Below are 17621 nucleotides of genomic sequence, written 5' to 3' on the forward strand. Positions count from 1 at the left end.
GCGAGTTGTGGACAACCTTTTGGCGCCTTGAAACCCTTGTGGTTGGTGGGCTGGGAAAGGTTATCCACAACGAAATGCCTCCTCAAGCTTTATAAGCTCTACAAAAAAGCTTTTTATATGCCTTCTTTTTTATTTCTATTTCAGCACCACCCTGCCTTTCATAAACCTCGTTACCATATGTAAGGAAAAGCTGGTCGGAAATTGACCTACGCCCAGGCTTTCACTAGAATCGCCGGTCTCTTGAAAACCGGGCCATTGGGGCCCAGGCCGCCAACCAGGTAACCTTCCATGAAACGTACTTTCCAACCCAGCACCATCAAGCGCGCTCGTACCCACGGTTTCCGTGCTCGCATGGCAACCAAGAACGGTCGCGCAGTCCTGTCGCGTCGCCGCGCCAAGGGCCGTAAGCGTCTGGCTGTCTGATTTGCTGGCACAGGTAGGTGAGTCAGGACTTTAGCCGGGACAAGCGACTGCTCGTTCCGAAGCAATTCAAGGCAGTCTTTGACTCCCCGACCGGTAAGGTCCCGGGGAAGCATCTCCTGATCCTTGCCAAGGACAACCAGCTCGATCATCCACGCCTCGGGCTGGTGATCGGCAAGAAAAGCGTCAAGCTGTCAGTGCAGCGCAATCGCATAAAACGCGTGATTCGTGATTCCTTTCGCCGTCACCAGGAAACCCTGGCTGGCTGGGACCTTGTCATCGTTGCCCGAAAGGGGCTGGGCGACATCGAAAACGCCGAGCTGCATCAGCATTTCGTCAAGCTCTGGAAGCGTCTGGCCCGAAACCGGCCAGTTGTCCATACCGAACCCAAGGAACAGCACAGCCAAGATGCGTAAACTGGTCCTGCTACCGATCCAGTTTTACCGTTACGCCATTAGCCCACTGATGGCCAGCCATTGCCGTTTCTATCCCAGTTGCTCCTGTTATGCCCAAGAAGCCATCACCGAACACGGCGTGTGGCGTGGGGGCTGGCTGACCGTTCGCCGGCTGGGGCGCTGCCATCCTTGGAATGCAGGCGGCTTCGATCCGGTCCCGCCCGTGTCCACCCTTCGTAATAATTCGATAGCCGAGTAATCATGGATATAAAACGTACGATCCTGATGGGCGCCCTGGCAGTCGTGGCCTACGTTCTGGTGTTGAAGTGGAACCAGGACTACGGGCAAGCGGCGTTGCCGACCCCGAGCGTGGCGACTCAGGCGACCATTCCTTCGGATCTGCCTCAAGCACCCGGAGCCAATGCGACAACGTCCGACGTGCCTGATACCAATGCCCCCTTGGCCACTGCTCCCGCAACCACGGCCACTAGCCAGGAATTGATTCGCGTCCGTACCGATGTGCTGGACTTGGCCATCGATCCAAAAGGCGGTGATATCGTGCAGCTAACGCTGCCTCAATATCCACGGCGCCAGGATCATCCAGAAATACCCTTCCAGCTGTTTGATAACGGTTCAGAACGCACCTATCTTGCCCAAAGCGGCCTGACTGGCGCCAATGGTCCCGACGTTCAGGCGTCCGGTCGCCCGTTGTACAGTTCTGCAAAGCCTAGTTATCAACTGGCCGAAGGGCAGGAAGATTTGGTCGTAGACCTGTCGTACAGCCAGAATGGCGTCAACTACATCAAACGTTTCACCCTCAAGCGTGGCGAGTATGATCTCACCGTTAGCTACCTGATCGACAACCAGAGCAATCAAGCTTGGGTAGGTAACCTGTTCGCTCAGCTTAAGCGCGACGCGAGTTCCGATCCGTCTTCCAGCACCGCCACCGGTACCGCCACCTACCTAGGTGCCGCACTGTGGACAACTTCCGAGCCTTACAAGAAAGTCCCAATGAAGGACATCGATAAAGGCCAATTCAAGGAAACGGTGCAGGGCGGTTGGGTTGCCTGGTTGCAACATTACTTTGTAACCGCATGGATTCCTGCCAGTGGCGATAGCAACAACGTAATGACCCGCAAAGACAGCCAGGGTAACTACATCGTAGGTTTCACCGGCCCAACCCTGACCGCCGCACCTGGCGCCAAGGTTGAAACCACCGCCACGCTGTATGCCGGCCCGAAAATCCAAGGCCGTCTCAAAGAGCTGTCCCCAGGCCTGGAACTGACGGTCGATTACGGCTTCCTGTGGTTCATTGCGCAACCGATCTTCTGGCTGCTCAAACATATCCACAACCTGCTGGGCAACTGGGGCTGGTCGATCATTTGCCTAACGGTATTGATCAAGCTTCTGTTCTTCCCGCTGTCGGCTGCCAGTTACAAGTCCATGGCCCGGATGCGCGCCGTTGCGCCACGCCTGGCAACACTGAAAGAACAATTCGGTGACGATCGCCAGAAAATGTCTCAGGCGATGATGGAGCTGTACAAGAAAGAGAAGATCAACCCGCTCGGTGGCTGCCTGCCGATCGTTGTACAGATGCCCGTGTTCCTCGCTCTGTATTGGGTACTGCTCGAGAGCGTCGAGATGCGCCAGGCGCCTTGGATGTTCTGGATCACCGACCTTTCCATCAAGGACCCGTTCTTCATTCTGCCGATCATCATGGGCGCTACCATGTTCATTCAGCAGCGTTTGAACCCCGCGCCGCCGGACCCGATGCAAGCGAAGGTCATGAAGCTGATGCCTATCGTCTTCACCTTCTTCTTCCTGTGGTTCCCTGCCGGCCTGGTGCTGTACTGGATCACCAACAACACGCTGTCGATCCTGCAGCAGTGGTTCATTACCCGTAGCATCGAACGGGCAACCGCTAAAGCGTCTGCCTGATCCGCTACACTTATACGCAAACGCCCCTTCATAGGGGCGTTTTGCTTTCTCCTAGCCGTGGATAACTCATGAGCTTTTCCAAAGACACCATTGTTGCTATCGCTACCGCACAAGGCAGAGGCGGAGTAGGGATCGTGCGGGTCTCAGGGCCAGCCGCCGAAGCGATTGCAGATCAGATCGTCCATCGCAAACTACAACCTCGCTACGCTCACCATGGCGGGTTTCACACAGGCCAGGGGAACGTAATCGATGAAGGCTTGGCGCTTTTTTTTCGTGGGCCTCATTCGTTCACTGGCGAAGATGTACTAGAACTGCAGGGCCACGGTGGGCCGGTCGTGCTGGACATGCTGCTTAACCGTTGTATCGAACTTGGCTGCCGTATGGCCCGCCCAGGGGAATTTAGCGAGCGTGCTTTTCTCAATGACAAGCTCGACCTTGCCCAGGCAGAGGCAATCGCTGACCTGATCGAGGCGAGCTCCGAACAGGCAGCGCGCAACGCCGTGCGCTCTCTGCAAGGTGTGTTCTCAAGGGAAGTCACCGCCCTGACCGAGCGCCTGATCCAACTACGCATTTACGTCGAAGCGGCGATCGACTTTCCGGAAGAAGAGATCGACTTCCTGGCCGATGGGCTTGTGCTGTCACGTCTGGATACGATTCGCGCTTCGCTGGCCACGGTGCTGCGCGAAGCCAGTCAAGGTGCCTTGGTGCGCGATGGCATGACCCTGGTTATCGCCGGCCGCCCCAATGCAGGCAAATCAAGCCTGCTCAATTTGCTGGCAGGGCGTGAAGCCGCCATCGTGACGGATATTGCCGGCACTACCCGGGATATCTTGCATGAACATATCCACATAGACGGCATGCCACTGCACGTTATCGATACCGCTGGGCTACGCAACACTGCAGATGTGGTTGAAAAAATCGGCGTGGAACGCGCCTTGAAAGCCATCCAGGATGCAGATCGCATTCTCCTGGTAGTGGATTCGAGTAGCCCAGAGGCAGTGGACCCGCATGTGCTCTGGCCCGAATTTCTGGAAAGCGCGCCAGCCTTGAGCAAGGTTACCGTGGTCCGTAACAAGGCCGACCTGACTGGTGAAGCCCCTGGGCTGCTCCAGAAGGACGCAGGAGAAGCCGTGCTCACATTGAGCGCGCTGGACACGGGGTCAGGGCTGGCGTTGCTGCGTGACCATCTGAAGGCCGTCATAGGTTATGAGCAAACGGCAGAAGGCAGCTTCAGTGCCCGCCGTCGTCACTTGGACGCACTGCGTCAAGCTCAGGCCTACCTGGAACATGGGCGCGAGCAGCTTATACAGGCCGCTGCTGGGGAGCTATTGGCCGAGGATTTGCGCCAGGCACAGCAGTGCTTAGGTGAGATCACAGGTGAGTTTTCCTCTGACGACCTGCTGGGGCGTATTTTTACAAGCTTCTGCATCGGCAAATAAACGACGTTAGTTCATCTCAAACCGGCCTTCTGGCCGGTTTTTTTATACCCAATGCAAAAATAAGCCCTGTGGAAAAGTCAGGTTAAGCCCTCAGGATAAGCAGGCCTCATACCGGTAGATAAAACCTCTATGTGTATAACCTTCGATTTATGCACAGCTTATTCGGGGTTACCCAGATACCTCAAGCCTACCTATCGACAGTTTTCCACATCCCGTGAAACCTTATACTGCCTGGGCTTGAGATAGTTATCCACAGAAGATGACTCCACTAAAAATAAACATAAAAACAAAGCTTTTATAAATCTCTTTTCTTTTATGTTTTTGTTAACAGCCGCTGATCATGGCTTGGCTATTTTTTGCACAGACGGTTTCATTCGAGGGCTTACATTCCCTATACTGCGCAGCTATCCCAAATTACCCATATGAACAGGCACGAGGTGCGTGGTGGATTTCCCTTCCCGTTTTGAAGTGATCGTCATCGGCGGTGGCCATGCCGGTACCGAGGCCGCGCTCGCTTCCGCGCGAATGGGTACCAAAACCTTGCTGCTTACCCATAACGTCGAAACCTTGGGCCAGATGAGCTGCAACCCCGCTATCGGTGGGATTGGCAAAAGCCATTTGGTCAAGGAAATCGACGCCCTCGGCGGGGCCATGGCACTGGCTACCGACAAGGGCGGGATTCAGTTCCGTGTACTGAACAACCGGAAAGGCCCAGCGGTACGGGCAACCCGCGCTCAGGCCGATCGTGTGTTGTACAAGGCAGCCATTCGCGACATTCTGGAAAACCAGCCCAATCTGTGGATATTCCAACAGGCTTGTGATGACTTGATCGTCGAAGGGGATCAGGTACGTGGCGTGGTGACACAGATGGGCCTAAGGTTCCTAGCGGAATCCGTAGTGCTGACCGCAGGCACGTTCCTAGGTGGGCTTATCCACATTGGCTTGGATAATTACTCGGGTGGCCGCGCTGGCGACCCGCCGTCCATTGCACTGGCCAAACGGTTACGTGAGTTGCCCCTGCGAGTAGGCCGCTTGAAAACCGGTACGCCGCCGCGCATCGATGGCAAGTCGGTGGATTTTTCGGTAATGACCGAACAGCCTGGCGACACGCCCACGCCAGTGATGTCGTTCATGGGTAACGCCGCATTGCATCCTCGCCAGGTGAGTTGCTGGATTACCCATACCAATGCCCGCACCCACGAGATCATCGCCGCGAATCTTGATCGCTCCCCCATGTATTCAGGGGTGATCGAGGGGGTCGGGCCTCGGTATTGCCCGTCCATTGAAGACAAGATCCACAGGTTCGCGGACAAAGATAGCCATCAGGTATTTATCGAACCTGAAGGGCTCACGACCCACGAGCTGTACCCCAACGGGATTTCAACGTCACTACCGTTCGACGTTCAGTTACAGATCGTGCGCTCGATTCGTGGAATGGAAAACGCCCATATCATGCGGCCCGGGTATGCCATCGAATACGATTACTTCGATCCCCGGGATTTGAAATACAGCCTGGAAACCAAAGCTATCGAAGGTTTGTTTTTCGCAGGCCAGATCAACGGCACTACCGGTTACGAAGAGGCCGGTGCCCAAGGTTTGTTGGCAGGTACCAACGCAGCGCTTCGGGCTAGGGGCGAAGCTGCTTGGTGCCCGCGCCGCGACGAGGCCTACATTGGTGTATTGGTGGATGATCTGATTACCCTGGGCACTCAAGAACCCTATCGGATGTTTACCTCGCGCGCCGAATACAGGTTGATTCTGCGTGAAGACAACGCTGACCTACGCCTTACCGAAACCGGCCGACGCCTAGGCTTGGTCGATGATGACCGTTGGGCGGCGTTTTGCACGAAGCGCGAGGCGATCGAACGGGAAGAGCAGCGCCTCAAGACTACCTGGGTACGCCCCGGTACCGCAGTGGGTGAAGCGGTAGCGGCGCATTACGGTACCCCGCTTGCCCACGAATACCACCTGCTTAACCTGCTCAGCCGCCCGGAAGTGGATTACGCCAGCCTCACCCAGCTGACAGGCGCTGAACCTATTGATCCACAGGTGGCCGAGCAGGTCGAAATCAAGGTCAAGTACGCGGGTTACATCGAGCGCCAACAAGAAGATATCCACCGGCTGCGAGCCAGCGAAAGCGTACAACTGCCTGTGGATATCGATTACTTGAGCATTTCTGGATTGTCGAAGGAAATTCAAAGCAAGCTCAGCCAAGCCCGGCCAGAGACCCTTGGCCAGGCTTCGCGCATCCCAGGTGTAACGCCGGCAGCTGTCTCACTGCTGATGATCCATTTGAAAAAACGCGGCGCGGCTCGTCAGGTGGAGACTAGCCTGTGACAGGAGTAATTACCGCCGGGCAGCGGCAGGAGTTGTCCACAGGCGCCAAGGCAATGGGTATCGAGTTGACCTCTACCCAAGAAGCGCAACTGCTCGGTTATTTGGCGCTGTTGATCAAATGGAACAAGGCTTACAACCTGACCGCTGTACGTAACCCAGACGAGATGGTTTCCAGGCATTTGCTCGATAGCCTAAGCATTGTGCCCTACCTTGGCAGCGCCAAGCGCTGGCTCGACGTGGGCAGCGGCGGGGGCATGCCTGGGATTCCGCTGGCGGTTCTGTTCCCGGAAAGGTCTGTGACCACCCTGGACAGCAACGGAAAGAAAACCCGCTTTCAAACCCAGGTCAAACTGGAACTAAAGCTGGCTAACCTTGAAGTTATTCACAGCCGAGTGGAAGGGTATCAGCCTGCTGAGCCCTATGACGGGATTGTGTCCCGAGCGTTCAGCAGCCTGGAAGACTTCAGTACCTGGACCCGCCACCTTGGGGATAACCATACGCGTTGGTTGGCCATGAAGGGGCTGCATCCTGCGGACGAACTGGTAGCATTGCCGCCTGACTTTGAAATCGATAGCGCGCATGCCTTGGCCGTACCTGGTTGCCAAGGCCAAAGGCACCTACTGATACTGCGCCGTAAGGCATGACGGGGAACACGAGGGACAATGGCTAAGGTATTCGCAATCGCGAACCAGAAAGGCGGGGTCGGTAAAACCACCACCTGTATCAACCTGGCGGCCTCGCTGGTCGCCACCCGGCGGCGGGTGCTGTTGATCGACCTCGATCCCCAAGGCAACGCCACCATGGGGAGCGGCGTGGATAAACACGGGTTAGAACGCTCGGTTTATGACGTGCTTACCGGCGAATGCGCCCTGAACGAGGCCATGCAGTTTTCAGAGCACGGTGGTTACCAGCTTTTGCCCGCGAACCGTGACCTCACCGCGGCCGAGGTGGTACTGCTTGAAATGCAGATGAAAGAAAGCCGACTGCGTAATGCCCTGGCACCGGTTCGCGAAAACTACGATTACATTCTGATCGACTGCCCGCCGTCCCTGTCGATGCTCACCCTCAACGCGCTAGTTGCAGCCGACGGGGTAATTATCCCCATGCAGTGCGAATACTTCGCGCTCGAAGGGTTGAGCGACCTTGTGGATAACATCAAGCGCATTGGCGCGAAGATAAACCCTGACCTCAAGATCGAGGGTTTGCTGCGAACCATGTACGATCCGCGGCTGAGCTTGATCAACGACGTGTCCGCCCAGCTGAAGGAGCACTTTGGCGACCAGTTGTACGACACCGTGATCCCGCGCAACATCCGCCTGGCCGAGGCGCCCAGCTTTGGCATGCCAGCACTGGCGTACGATAAGCAGTCCAAGGGGGCCGTGGCCTACCTGGAGCTGGCCAACGAAATGGTCCGTCGTCAACGCCGCAAGGCTCGTACCGCTGCGGCGGTTTAAGGAAACCCAATGGCTGTGAAGAAACGAGGGCTCGGTCGGGGGCTCGATGCGCTGCTGAGCGGCCCAACCGCGTCCGCGCTCGAAGCGCAGGCCGTTAGGCTCAACGAAAAAGAGCTGCAGTATTTGCCCTTGGATATCATCCAGCGAGGCAAATACCAGCCACGGCGCGATATGGACCCACAAGCGCTTGAGGAACTGGCTCAGTCCATCCGGGCGCAGGGCGTGATGCAGCCTATCGTGGTGCGGCCTATCGGTGAGGGGCGTTACGAAATCATTGCAGGCGAACGGCGTTGGCGTGCCAGCCAGCAGGCCGGCCAGGAACGTATCCCGGCCATGGTCCGCGAAGTGCCGGACGAAACCGCCATCGCCATGGCCTTGATCGAAAACATTCAGCGTGAAGACCTCAACCCTCTGGAAGAAGCCATTGCCTTGCAGCGTTTGCAGCAAGAGTTTCAGCTAACCCAGCAGCAGGTAGCCGAAGCCGTAGGTAAGTCCCGGGCGACGGTCACTAACCTGCTCAGGCTGATTACCTTGCCTGAAGGCATCAAAACCATGCTGGCCCACGGCGACCTGGAGATGGGCCATGCGCGAGCTTTGCTTGGCCTACCAGAAGAAAAACAGCTTGAGGGCGCGCGACATGTTGTCGCACGTGGCCTGACCGTGCGCCAAACCGAAGCATTGGTTCGCCAATGGTTGAACACCACCGAGCGGTCTGAAACCGCCCCCGTCGCCGACCCGGATATCCTTCGGCTGGAACAGCGCCTGGCAGAGCGGCTGGGCTCTCCAGTGCAGATACGCCATGGGCAGAAGGGCAAAGGGCAGCTAGTCATTCGCTACAGCTCACTGGATGAGTTGCAGGGGGTTCTCGCCCACATTCGCTGAAACAATTGAGTTTTCAGCGGCCAGTCGGAAAAGCGCCCTCGGTAGTTGAACGGGGGCTGAACCGCCCCTATACTCTGCGCGCATTTTGTCGGCACATTTTATGCCAAGTCGTGGTTGTACGGCCGGCCGACCCCTAGGAGCAAATCGATGGAAACCCGCACGCCAAACCGCATGCCCTTCCATCACTGGCCAGTGTTCCCCGTTCTGCTGGCCCAATTGGCCGTAGTGCTGGTGGCGGCCTTGGTGCTCTGGCAGTGGCACGGCGCGGTTAGTGGGTATTCAGGCTTGATAGGGGGCCTGATTGGCTGGTTGCCAAATATATATTTCGCCTCGAAGGCTTTTCGCTTTAGCGGAGCCCGAGCGGCACAAGCCATCGTCCGGTCGTTCTATGCCGGCGAGGCGGGCAAACTGATTTTAACGGCAGTGCTGTTCGCACTGGCGTTCGTAGGGGTAAAGCCACTGGCGCCATTGGCGCTATTTGGCGTGTTCTTCTTGACCCAGTTGGTCAATTGGTTCGCACCCCTGCTAATGAAAACAAGATTTTCGAGACCTTAGGGCGTTTGAGGCAACCATGGCAGCAGAAACCGCTTCGGGCTATATACAGCACCACCTTCAGAACCTTACCTTCGGCAAGCTGGCCGACGGCAGCTGGGGCCTTGCCCACAGTGCCGCCGAAGCCAAGGCAATGGGCTTCTGGGCTTTCCACCTCGATACCCTCGGCTGGTCCGTGGCACTCGGCTTGATCTTCGTCTTGTTGTTCCGCCTCGCGGCGGGCAAGGCGACGTCAGGGCAACCCGGTGGCCTGCAAAACTTCGTCGAAGTGTTGGTGGAATTCGTCGACGGTAGCGTGAAAGACAGCTTCCATGGCCGTAGTGCCGTGATTGCGCCGTTGGCTCTGACGATCTTCGCCTGGGTGTTCCTGATGAACGCCATCGACCTGATCCCGGTGGATTGGATTCCACAGATCGCCGCCAAGCTGTCGGGCAACCATGAAATCGCCTTCCGCGCCGTGTCTACCACAGACCCGAACGCGACCTTGGGCATGGCCCTGTCGGTCTTCGCGCTGATCATCTTCTACAGCATCAAGGTCAAGGGCCTGGGTGGGTTCATCGGCGAGCTGACCCTGCATCCGTTCAGCAGCAAGAATACTGCCGTACAGATCCTCCTGATCCCGGTCAACTTCCTGCTCGAATTCGTCACCTTGATCGCCAAGCCAATTTCCTTGGCACTGCGGTTGTTCGGCAACATGTATGCCGGCGAGTTGGTGTTCATCCTGATCGCGGTGATGTTCGGTAGCGGCCTGCTCTGGCTCAGTGGCCTGGGTGTGGTGCTGCAGTGGGCGTGGGCGGTATTCCACATCCTGATCATCACCCTGCAAGCGTTCATCTTCATGATGCTGACCATCGTCTACCTGTCGATGGCGCACGAAGATAACCATTAAGGCTCGTCTGGCGCGTCTTATATCTTCTCCGGTCGCCTGAAGGCTTCCGGGGGAGAGGGCCGCACCCCGGCATGTGCCGAGACGGCTCCTGATACTTTGCTTTACTGCTTTAAACCTAAGAAAACCTAACCAATACGACGTAAAAAGTCGGGAGGAAAGATGGAAACTGTAGTTGGTCTGACCGCTATCGCTGTTGCTCTGCTGATCGGCCTGGGCGCACTGGGTACCGCTATAGGCTTCGGCCTGCTGGGTGGCAAGTTCCTGGAAGGCGCTGCTCGCCAACCAGAAATGGTTCCGATGCTGCAAGTCAAGATGTTCATCGTCGCTGGCCTGCTCGACGCCGTAACCATGATCGGTGTTGGTATCGCTTTGTTCTTCACCTTCGCGAACCCCTTCGTTGGTCAGATCGCCGGCTGATCACTCCCTTTTCGAGTGAGTGGTGTGATGTACAACGAACGAGCGAGGTGTTGGCGTGAACATTAATGCAACCCTGATAGGCCAGTCCGTTGCGTTCTTCATTTTCGTGTGGTTCTGCATGAAGTTCGTATGGCCTCCGGTCATCGCGGCTCTGCAGGAACGCCAGAAGAAGATCGCTGACGGCCTGGACGCTGCCAGCCGTGCGGCTCGCGACCTGGAACTGGCCCAAGATAAAGCGGGTCAACAACTGCGTGATGCCAAGGCACAGGCTGCCGAGATCATCGAGCAGGCGAAGAAACGCGGTACCCAGATTGTCGACGAAGCCCGTGAACAGGCCCGTGTCGAAGCTGACCGTGTGAAGGCACAGGCTTCGGCGGAGATCGAGCAGGAACTCAACAGCGCCAAGGATGCCTTGCGTGCCCAAGTGGGCCTGCTGGCTGTAACTGGCGCCGAGAAGATTCTCGGATCTTCCGTTGATCAAAACGCGCACGCGGAGCTGGTCAATAAACTGGCAGCTGAAATTTAAGCGAGGGCGATCATGGCAGAACTGACCACGTTGGCCCGACCTTACGCCAAGGCGGCCTTCGAGCATGCCCAGGCCCACCAGCAACTGGCCAATTGGTCAGCCATGCTCGGCCTGGCTGCAACGGTGTCGGAAGACGACACCATGCGGCAATTGCTCAAGGCCCCGCGACTGACGAGCGCAGAAAAGGCCGCAGCCTTTATTCAGGTATGCGGTGACAAGTTTGATGTACAGGCACGTAATTTCATTCACGTTGCCGCGGAAAACGACCGTCTCCAGCTGTTGCCGGAGATCTCGGCGCTGTTCGACCTGTACAAGGCCGAACAGGAAAAATCCGTGGATGTGGAAGTCACCAGTGCCTTCGCATTGAACCAAGAACAGCAAGACAAACTCGCCAAGGTTCTCAGTGCACGGCTCGGCCGGGAAGTGCGACTGCACGCTGCGGAGGATGCCAGCCTGATCGGTGGTGTCGTTATCCGCGCCGGTGACCTGGTAATCGATGGCTCGGTGCGCGGGAAAATCGCGCAGCTTGCCGAAGCACTGAAATCTTGAGTTTGAAGGGGCAGCAGAGCAATGCAGCAACTCAATCCGTCCGAAATTAGCGAAATCATCAAGGGGCGCATCGAACAACTCGATGTCACCTCTCAGGCCCGCAACGAAGGTACCGTCGTCAGCGTCTCTGACGGTATCGTGCGGATCCACGGTCTGACCGACGTCATGTACGGCGAGATGATCGAATTCCCAGGTGGCGTGTTCGGTATGGCACTGAACCTGGAGCAGGACTCTGTAGGCGCCGTAGTATTGGGCCCCTACAACACCCTGGCTGAAGGCATGAGCGCCAAGTGCACCGGCCGTATCCTGGAAGTGCCGGTTGGTAAGGCACTGCTGGGCCGCGTAGTCGACGCCTTGGGCAACCCTGTCGACGGCAAAGGGCCTTTGGGCCACACCGAAACCGACGCGGTCGAGAAAGTCGCACCGGGCGTGATCTGGCGTAAATCCGTCGATCAGCCTCTGCAGACCGGCTACAAGGCAGTCGACGCCATGATTCCAGTCGGCCGTGGCCAGCGCGAGCTGATCATCGGTGACCGTCAGATCGGTAAGACCGCCATGGCCATCGACGCCATCATCAACCAGAAGAACAGCGGTGTCTTCTGTGTGTATGTGGCTATCGGTCAGAAGCAGTCCACCATCGCCAACATCGTGCGCAAGCTCGAAGAACATGGCGCACTGGCCAACACCATCATCGTTGCTGCTTCGGCGTCCGAATCGGCCGCGTTGCAGTACCTGGCGCCTTACTCGGGCTGCACCATGGGCGAGTTCTTCCGCGACCGCGGTGAAGATGCTCTGATCGTTTACGATGACCTGTCCAAGCAGGCCGTGGCCTACCGTCAGATCTCCCTGCTGCTGCGCCGTCCACCAGGGCGCGAAGCTTACCCAGGTGACGTGTTCTATCTCCACTCCCGCTTGCTGGAGCGTGCATCGCGCGTTTCCGAAGAGTACGTAGAGAAGTTCACCAATGGCGCCGTGACTGGGAAAACCGGCTCGCTGACCGCGCTGCCGCTGATCGAAACCCAGGCGGGTGACGTTTCGGCGTTCGTACCGACCAACGTGATCTCGATCACCGACGGCCAGATCTTCCTGGAATCGGGCATGTTCAACTCCGGCATCCGCCCGGCAGTGAACGCCGGTGTGTCGGTATCCCGTGTAGGGGGTGCCGCTCAGACCAAGATCATCAAGAAGCTGTCCGGTGGTATTCGTACCGCGCTGGCCCAGTACCGTGAACTGGCTGCGTTCGCGCAGTTCGCTTCCGACCTGGACGAAGCGACCCGTAAGCAACTTGAGCATGGTCAGCGCGTAACCGAGCTGATGAAGCAGAAGCAGTACGCGCCCATGTCCATCGCTGAGATGGCATTGTCCCTGTACGCCGCTGAGCGCGGTTTCCTCACTGACGTGGAAATCCCGAAGATCGGCAGCTTCGAGCAGGCGCTCATTGCTTACTTCAACCGCGATCACGCCGACCTGTTGGCGAAGATCAACGTGAAGGGCGACTTCAACGACGAGATCGACGCCGGTATCAAGGCGGGCATCGAGAAGTTCAAGGCCACCCAGACCTGGTAAGCCGCAGCGGGGGCTTAGGCCCCCGCTTGCTAACCTGATAGGTGAAACATGGCAGGCGCAAAAGAGATTCGCGGCAAGATTGCGAGCATCAAAAGCACGCAAAAAATTACCAGCGCCATGGAAAAGGTGGCGGTCAGCAAAATGCGCAAGGCACAACAGCGCATGGCAGCTAGCCGCCCCTATGCGGACCACATCCGCCAGGTAATCGGTCATCTGGCCAATGCCAACCCCGAATATCGCCACGCCTTCATGATAGAACGCGACGTCAAGCGCGTCGGCTACATCGTGGTGAGCAGTGATCGTGGGTTGTGCGGCGGCTTGAACACCAACCTGTTCAAGGCACTGGTCAAAGACATGGCTGCCAACCGTGACCAGGGCGTGGAAATCGACCTGTGCGTGGTAGGTAGCAAAGGCGCTTCGTTCTTCCGCAGCTTCGGTGGCAATGTGGTCGCGGCCATCAGCCACCTGGGTGAAGAGCCGTCGATCAACGACCTGATCGGCAGCGTCAAGGTGATGCTCGATGCGTACCTAGAGGGCCGTATCGACCGCCTGTGCGTAGCGTCCAACAAGTTCGTGAACACCATGGTGCAAAAGCCCACGGTGGAGCAGTTGGTACCGTTGGTTGCAACCCCGGATCAAGCGCTCACGCATCACTGGGATTACCTGTACGAACCCGACGCCAAAGAGCTGCTTGACGGCCTGATGGTGCGTTACGTGGAGTCGCAGGTATACCAGGCAGTGGTGGAGAACAACGCTTCTGAGCAAGCGGCGCGGATGATCGCAATGAAGAACGCCACCGATAACGCCGGTGATTTGATCAGCGAATTGCAACTGGTCTACAACAAGGCGCGTCAGGCTGCGATCACCCAAGAGATCTCGGAAATCGTCGGCGGCGCTGCCGCGGTTTAACGGTTCAAATATTCAGAGGATCCAGCTATGAGTAGCGGACGTATCGTTCAAATCATCGGCGCCGTTATCGACGTGGAATTTCCACGCGACAGCGTACCGAGCATCTACAACGCCCTGAAGGTTCAAGGCGCTGAAACTACCCTGGAAGTTCAGCAGCAGCTGGGCGACGGCGTGGTACGTACCATTGCGATGGGTTCGACCGAGGGCCTCAAGCGTGGCCTGGACGTGGTCGATACTAACGCGGCCATTGCGGTACCCGTGGGTAAAGCTACCCTGGGCCGTATCATGGATGTGCTGGGCAACCCCATCGACGAAGCTGGTCCGATCGGTGAAGAAGAGCGTTGGACCATCCACCGCGCTGCTCCATCGTTCGCTGACCAAGCTGGCGGCAACGAACTGCTGGAAACCGGTATCAAGGTTATCGACCTGGTATGCCCGTTCGCCAAAGGCGGTAAGGTTGGCCTGTTCGGCGGTGCCGGCGTGGGCAAGACCGTAAATATGATGGAACTCATCCGTAACATCGCCATCGAGCACAGTGGTTACTCCGTGTTCGCCGGCGTGGGCGAGCGTACCCGTGAAGGGAACGACTTCTACCACGAGATGAAAGACTCCAACGTTCTGGACAAAGTAGCCTTGGTCTACGGCCAGATGAACGAGCCACCAGGAAACCGCCTGCGCGTTGCGCTGACCGGTTTGACCATGGCCGAGAAATTCCGTGACGAAGGTAACGACGTTCTGCTGTTCGTCGACAACATCTATCGTTACACCTTGGCCGGTACCGAAGTATCCGCGCTGTTGGGCCGTATGCCATCGGCGGTAGGTTATCAGCCGACCCTGGCGGAAGAAATGGGCGTGCTTCAAGAGCGCATCACTTCCACCAAGAATGGCTCGATCACCTCGATCCAGGCTGTATACGTTCCCGCGGACGACCTGACCGACCCGTCGCCAGCCACCACCTTCGCTCACCTTGACGCGACCGTGGTACTGTCCCGCGACATTGCCTCGCTGGGTATCTACCCTGCGGTTGACCCTCTGGACTCCACCTCTCGCCAGCTGGATCCTCTGGTCATTGGCCAGGAACACTACGACACCGCTCGCGGCGTTCAGTATGTGTTGCAGCGTTACAAAGAACTGAAGGACATCATCGCCATCCTCGGTATGGACGAGCTGTCGGAAACGGACAAGCAACTGGTTTCCCGTGCACGGAAAATCCAGCGCTTCCTGTCCCAGCCGTTCTTCGTTGCTGAAGTCTTCACCGGTGCTTCGGGTAAATACGTTTCCCTGAAAGACACCATCGCAGGCTTCAAAGGCATCCTCAACGGTGACTACGACCACCTGCCAGAACAGGCGTTCTACATGGTTGGCGGCATCGAAGAAGCGATCGAGAAGGCCAAGAAACTGTAATCCCGGCGCCCGGCAACGGGCGCTTCAAGGTTGAGGCAAGTAGATGGCTATGACTGTCCATTGCGATATCGTCAGCGCGGAAGGGGAAATTTTCTCCGGCCTGGTAGAGATGGTGATCGCGCACGGCAACCTGGGTGATCTTGGTATCTCCCCGGGCCACGCGCCATTGCTCACGGACCTGAAACCCGGTCCGATTCGCTTGATCAAGCAAGGTGGCGAAGCCGAGGTGTTCTACATCTCCGGTGGCTTCCTTGAAGTGCAGCCGAACGTGGTAAAGGTCTTGGCCGATACCGTGCGTCGCGCCGCCGACCTTGATGAAGCCTCTGCTCAGGAAGCCTTGAAGGCAGCCGAAAAGGCACTGCACGAACAGGGTTCGGATTTCGACTACAGCGCAGCCGCGGCGCGCTTGGCCGAAGCTGCTGCTCAGCTTCGTACCGTGCAACAGATCCGCAAAAAGTACGGTGGATAACTTCATCGTTTTTCTTCGCGATTGAGTTAAAGGGTAGCCTCGGCTACCCTTTTTCTTTTTTATCCCCAAGGCATCCATGTCTCTCGATATCGTCATTCTCGCGGCCGGCCAAGGCACGCGCATGCGTTCTTCTCTACCCAAGGTGCTTCACCCCGTAGCCGGGCGTTCCATGCTTGGGCATGTTATCCACAGCGCGCGCGAACTGTCGCCTGTGGGTATTCATGTGGTGATCGGCCATGGGGCAGAAAAAGTACGGGAAGCATTCAAGGCTGAAGATATCCACTTCGTACTGCAGGATCAGCAACTGGGCACGGGTCATGCCGTTGCCCAGGCTCAGCCAGGCTTGGCGTCGGCAACCACGCTGGTGCTCTACGGCGACGTTCCGCTGATTCAGCCCGCGACCTTGCAAGCCCTGCTGGCCAAGGCAAGCAATACTCAAGTTGCCTTGCTGACCGTCGAGCTAGCCGACCCTACTGGTTACGGGAGGATCATTCGCAACGAGCAAGGCAAGGTCGAAGCCATCGTCGAACATAAAGATGCCACTGATGCACAGCGGCAGGTGCGTGAAGGCAATACCGGCATTCTGGCGGTGCCCACTGAGGCACTGGCAGGCTGGATGGCGCGGCTGTCAAACAACAACGTTCAGGGCGAGTATTACCTGACCGATATTATCGCCATGGCCGTGGCCGACGGTTTAGACGTGGTGACCGAAACCGCTGCCGAACCCATGGAAGTCCAGGGCGCCAATGACCGCCGTCAATTGGCCCAGTTGGAACGCTACTACCAGCAGCGCGAGGCCGAGCGCCTGATGGCTGCAGGTGTGACCCTGCGAGACCCGGCCCGCCTGGATGTGCGCGGAGAGGTCATCGCAGGCCGTGATGTGCTGATCGATGTGAACGTGGTGCTGGAAGGCCGGGTAGTAATCGAAAACGACGTTCAAATCGGCGCCAACGTGGTCATCCGGGATTCCGTGCTTAAGCGTGGGGCAATCATCAAACCGTTCACGCACCTGGAAGGCGCGACGGTTGGGGAGGGTGCCGATGCCGGCCCGTTCGCGCGCTTGCGCCCAGGTACCGTGCTGGGGGAAAAAGCCCATGTGGGTAACTTCGTTGAACTGAAAAACGCCCACATGGGCCCAGGGGCAAAGGCTGGCCACTTGAGCTATTTAGGGGACGCCGCCATAGGCGCGCGTACCAACATCGGCGCTGGCACCATTACCTGCAACTACGATGGCGCCAACAAATGGCGGACCGAGTTGGGTGAGGATGTGTTTATCGGTTCCAACAGTGCGTTGGTGGCCCCAGTCAGTATTGGCGACGGCGCAACTACCGCGGCGGGGTCCACTATCACCACGAACATCCCCGCCGAGCAGTTGGGTGTAGCGCGAGGCCGCCAGCGCAATATCGAAGGCTGGAAGCGCCCAGTGAAGAAAAAAACCTAAGCTACCAAGGTCATGGGTTGACAGACCATCATTT

19 protein-coding genes are annotated in these 17621 nt (G+C 57.5%); all 19 read left to right on the forward strand.

Annotated features, from left to right (window positions below; genetic code table 11):
* The first annotated feature begins 288 nt into the window (after positions 1–288).
* Entirely contained in the window at positions 289–423 is a 135-nt protein-coding gene (rpmH, locus tag ACWKV4_RS14150) for a 50S ribosomal protein L34 (RefSeq protein ID WP_002551315.1), read from the forward strand.
* Positions 424–440: 17 nt separating this feature from the next.
* Complete coding sequence (gene rnpA, locus ACWKV4_RS14155; protein WP_483832716.1) at positions 441–836, forward strand: ribonuclease P protein component; 396 nt, start codon at positions 441–443, stop codon at positions 834–836.
* Entirely contained in the window at positions 829–1074 is a 246-nt protein-coding gene (yidD, locus tag ACWKV4_RS14160; protein ID WP_483832717.1) for a membrane protein insertion efficiency factor YidD, read from the forward strand. The genes rnpA and yidD overlap by 8 nt, the downstream gene beginning before the upstream one ends.
* A gap of 2 nt (positions 1075–1076) precedes the next feature.
* Positions 1077–2753, forward strand: a complete 1677-nt coding sequence (yidC, locus tag ACWKV4_RS14165) for a membrane protein insertase YidC (protein ID WP_483832718.1) — start codon at positions 1077–1079, stop codon at positions 2751–2753.
* A gap of 68 nt (positions 2754–2821) precedes the next feature.
* Positions 2822–4192: a tRNA uridine-5-carboxymethylaminomethyl(34) synthesis GTPase MnmE gene (gene mnmE, locus ACWKV4_RS14170; protein ID WP_483832719.1), complete on the forward strand. Its 1371-nt coding sequence runs from the start codon at positions 2822–2824 to the stop codon at positions 4190–4192.
* 444 nt (positions 4193–4636) lie between these two features.
* Positions 4637–6529: a tRNA uridine-5-carboxymethylaminomethyl(34) synthesis enzyme MnmG gene (gene mnmG / locus ACWKV4_RS14175; protein WP_483832720.1), complete on the forward strand. Its 1893-nt coding sequence runs from the start codon at positions 4637–4639 to the stop codon at positions 6527–6529.
* Positions 6530–6582: 53 nt separating this feature from the next.
* On the forward strand, positions 6583–7173 hold the full coding sequence (gene rsmG, locus ACWKV4_RS14180) for a 16S rRNA (guanine(527)-N(7))-methyltransferase RsmG (RefSeq protein WP_483832802.1): 591 nt from the start codon (positions 6583–6585) through the stop codon (positions 7171–7173).
* 18 nt (positions 7174–7191) lie between these two features.
* The gene (locus ACWKV4_RS14185; protein WP_483832721.1) at positions 7192–7983 is read left to right on the forward strand and encodes a ParA family protein; all 792 of its coding nucleotides are present in this window, start codon (positions 7192–7194) and stop codon (positions 7981–7983) included.
* 9 nt (positions 7984–7992) lie between these two features.
* Positions 7993–8865 (forward strand): ParB/RepB/Spo0J family partition protein, encoded by an 873-nt coding sequence (locus tag ACWKV4_RS14190; RefSeq protein WP_483832722.1) that lies wholly within the window; start codon positions 7993–7995, stop codon positions 8863–8865.
* 147 nt (positions 8866–9012) lie between these two features.
* Positions 9013–9420, forward strand: coding sequence for a F0F1 ATP synthase subunit I (locus tag ACWKV4_RS14195; protein ID WP_483832723.1), 408 nt, complete (start codon positions 9013–9015; stop codon positions 9418–9420).
* A 16-nt stretch (positions 9421–9436) separates the two neighbouring features.
* The gene (gene atpB, locus ACWKV4_RS14200; RefSeq protein ID WP_483832724.1) at positions 9437–10306 is read left to right on the forward strand and encodes a F0F1 ATP synthase subunit A; all 870 of its coding nucleotides are present in this window, start codon (positions 9437–9439) and stop codon (positions 10304–10306) included.
* 159 nt (positions 10307–10465) lie between these two features.
* A complete protein-coding gene (gene atpE / locus ACWKV4_RS14205; RefSeq protein WP_003097235.1) occupies positions 10466–10723 on the forward strand; it encodes a F0F1 ATP synthase subunit C in 258 nt (85 codons plus the stop codon).
* 55 nt (positions 10724–10778) lie between these two features.
* Positions 10779–11249: a F0F1 ATP synthase subunit B gene (locus tag ACWKV4_RS14210; RefSeq protein WP_483832725.1), complete on the forward strand. Its 471-nt coding sequence runs from the start codon at positions 10779–10781 to the stop codon at positions 11247–11249.
* A gap of 12 nt (positions 11250–11261) precedes the next feature.
* Positions 11262–11798 (forward strand): F0F1 ATP synthase subunit delta, encoded by a 537-nt coding sequence (locus ACWKV4_RS14215; RefSeq protein ID WP_483832726.1) that lies wholly within the window; start codon positions 11262–11264, stop codon positions 11796–11798.
* A gap of 21 nt (positions 11799–11819) precedes the next feature.
* On the forward strand, positions 11820–13364 hold the full coding sequence (gene atpA, locus ACWKV4_RS14220; RefSeq protein WP_483832727.1) for a F0F1 ATP synthase subunit alpha: 1545 nt from the start codon (positions 11820–11822) through the stop codon (positions 13362–13364).
* A gap of 48 nt (positions 13365–13412) precedes the next feature.
* Positions 13413–14273 (forward strand): F0F1 ATP synthase subunit gamma, encoded by an 861-nt coding sequence (gene atpG, locus ACWKV4_RS14225; RefSeq protein ID WP_483832728.1) that lies wholly within the window; start codon positions 13413–13415, stop codon positions 14271–14273.
* A 27-nt stretch (positions 14274–14300) separates the two neighbouring features.
* Positions 14301–15677 (forward strand): F0F1 ATP synthase subunit beta, encoded by a 1377-nt coding sequence (gene atpD, locus ACWKV4_RS14230; RefSeq protein WP_483832729.1) that lies wholly within the window; start codon positions 14301–14303, stop codon positions 15675–15677.
* Positions 15678–15720: 43 nt separating this feature from the next.
* Positions 15721–16146, forward strand: coding sequence for a F0F1 ATP synthase subunit epsilon (locus tag ACWKV4_RS14235; RefSeq protein ID WP_483832730.1), 426 nt, complete (start codon positions 15721–15723; stop codon positions 16144–16146).
* 76 nt (positions 16147–16222) lie between these two features.
* Positions 16223–17587 (forward strand): bifunctional UDP-N-acetylglucosamine diphosphorylase/glucosamine-1-phosphate N-acetyltransferase GlmU, encoded by a 1365-nt coding sequence (gene glmU / locus ACWKV4_RS14240; protein ID WP_483832731.1) that lies wholly within the window; start codon positions 16223–16225, stop codon positions 17585–17587.
* Positions 17588–17621 lie beyond the last annotated feature (34 nt).

The sequence above is a fragment of the Pseudomonas artemisiae genome, assembly GCF_057128685.1.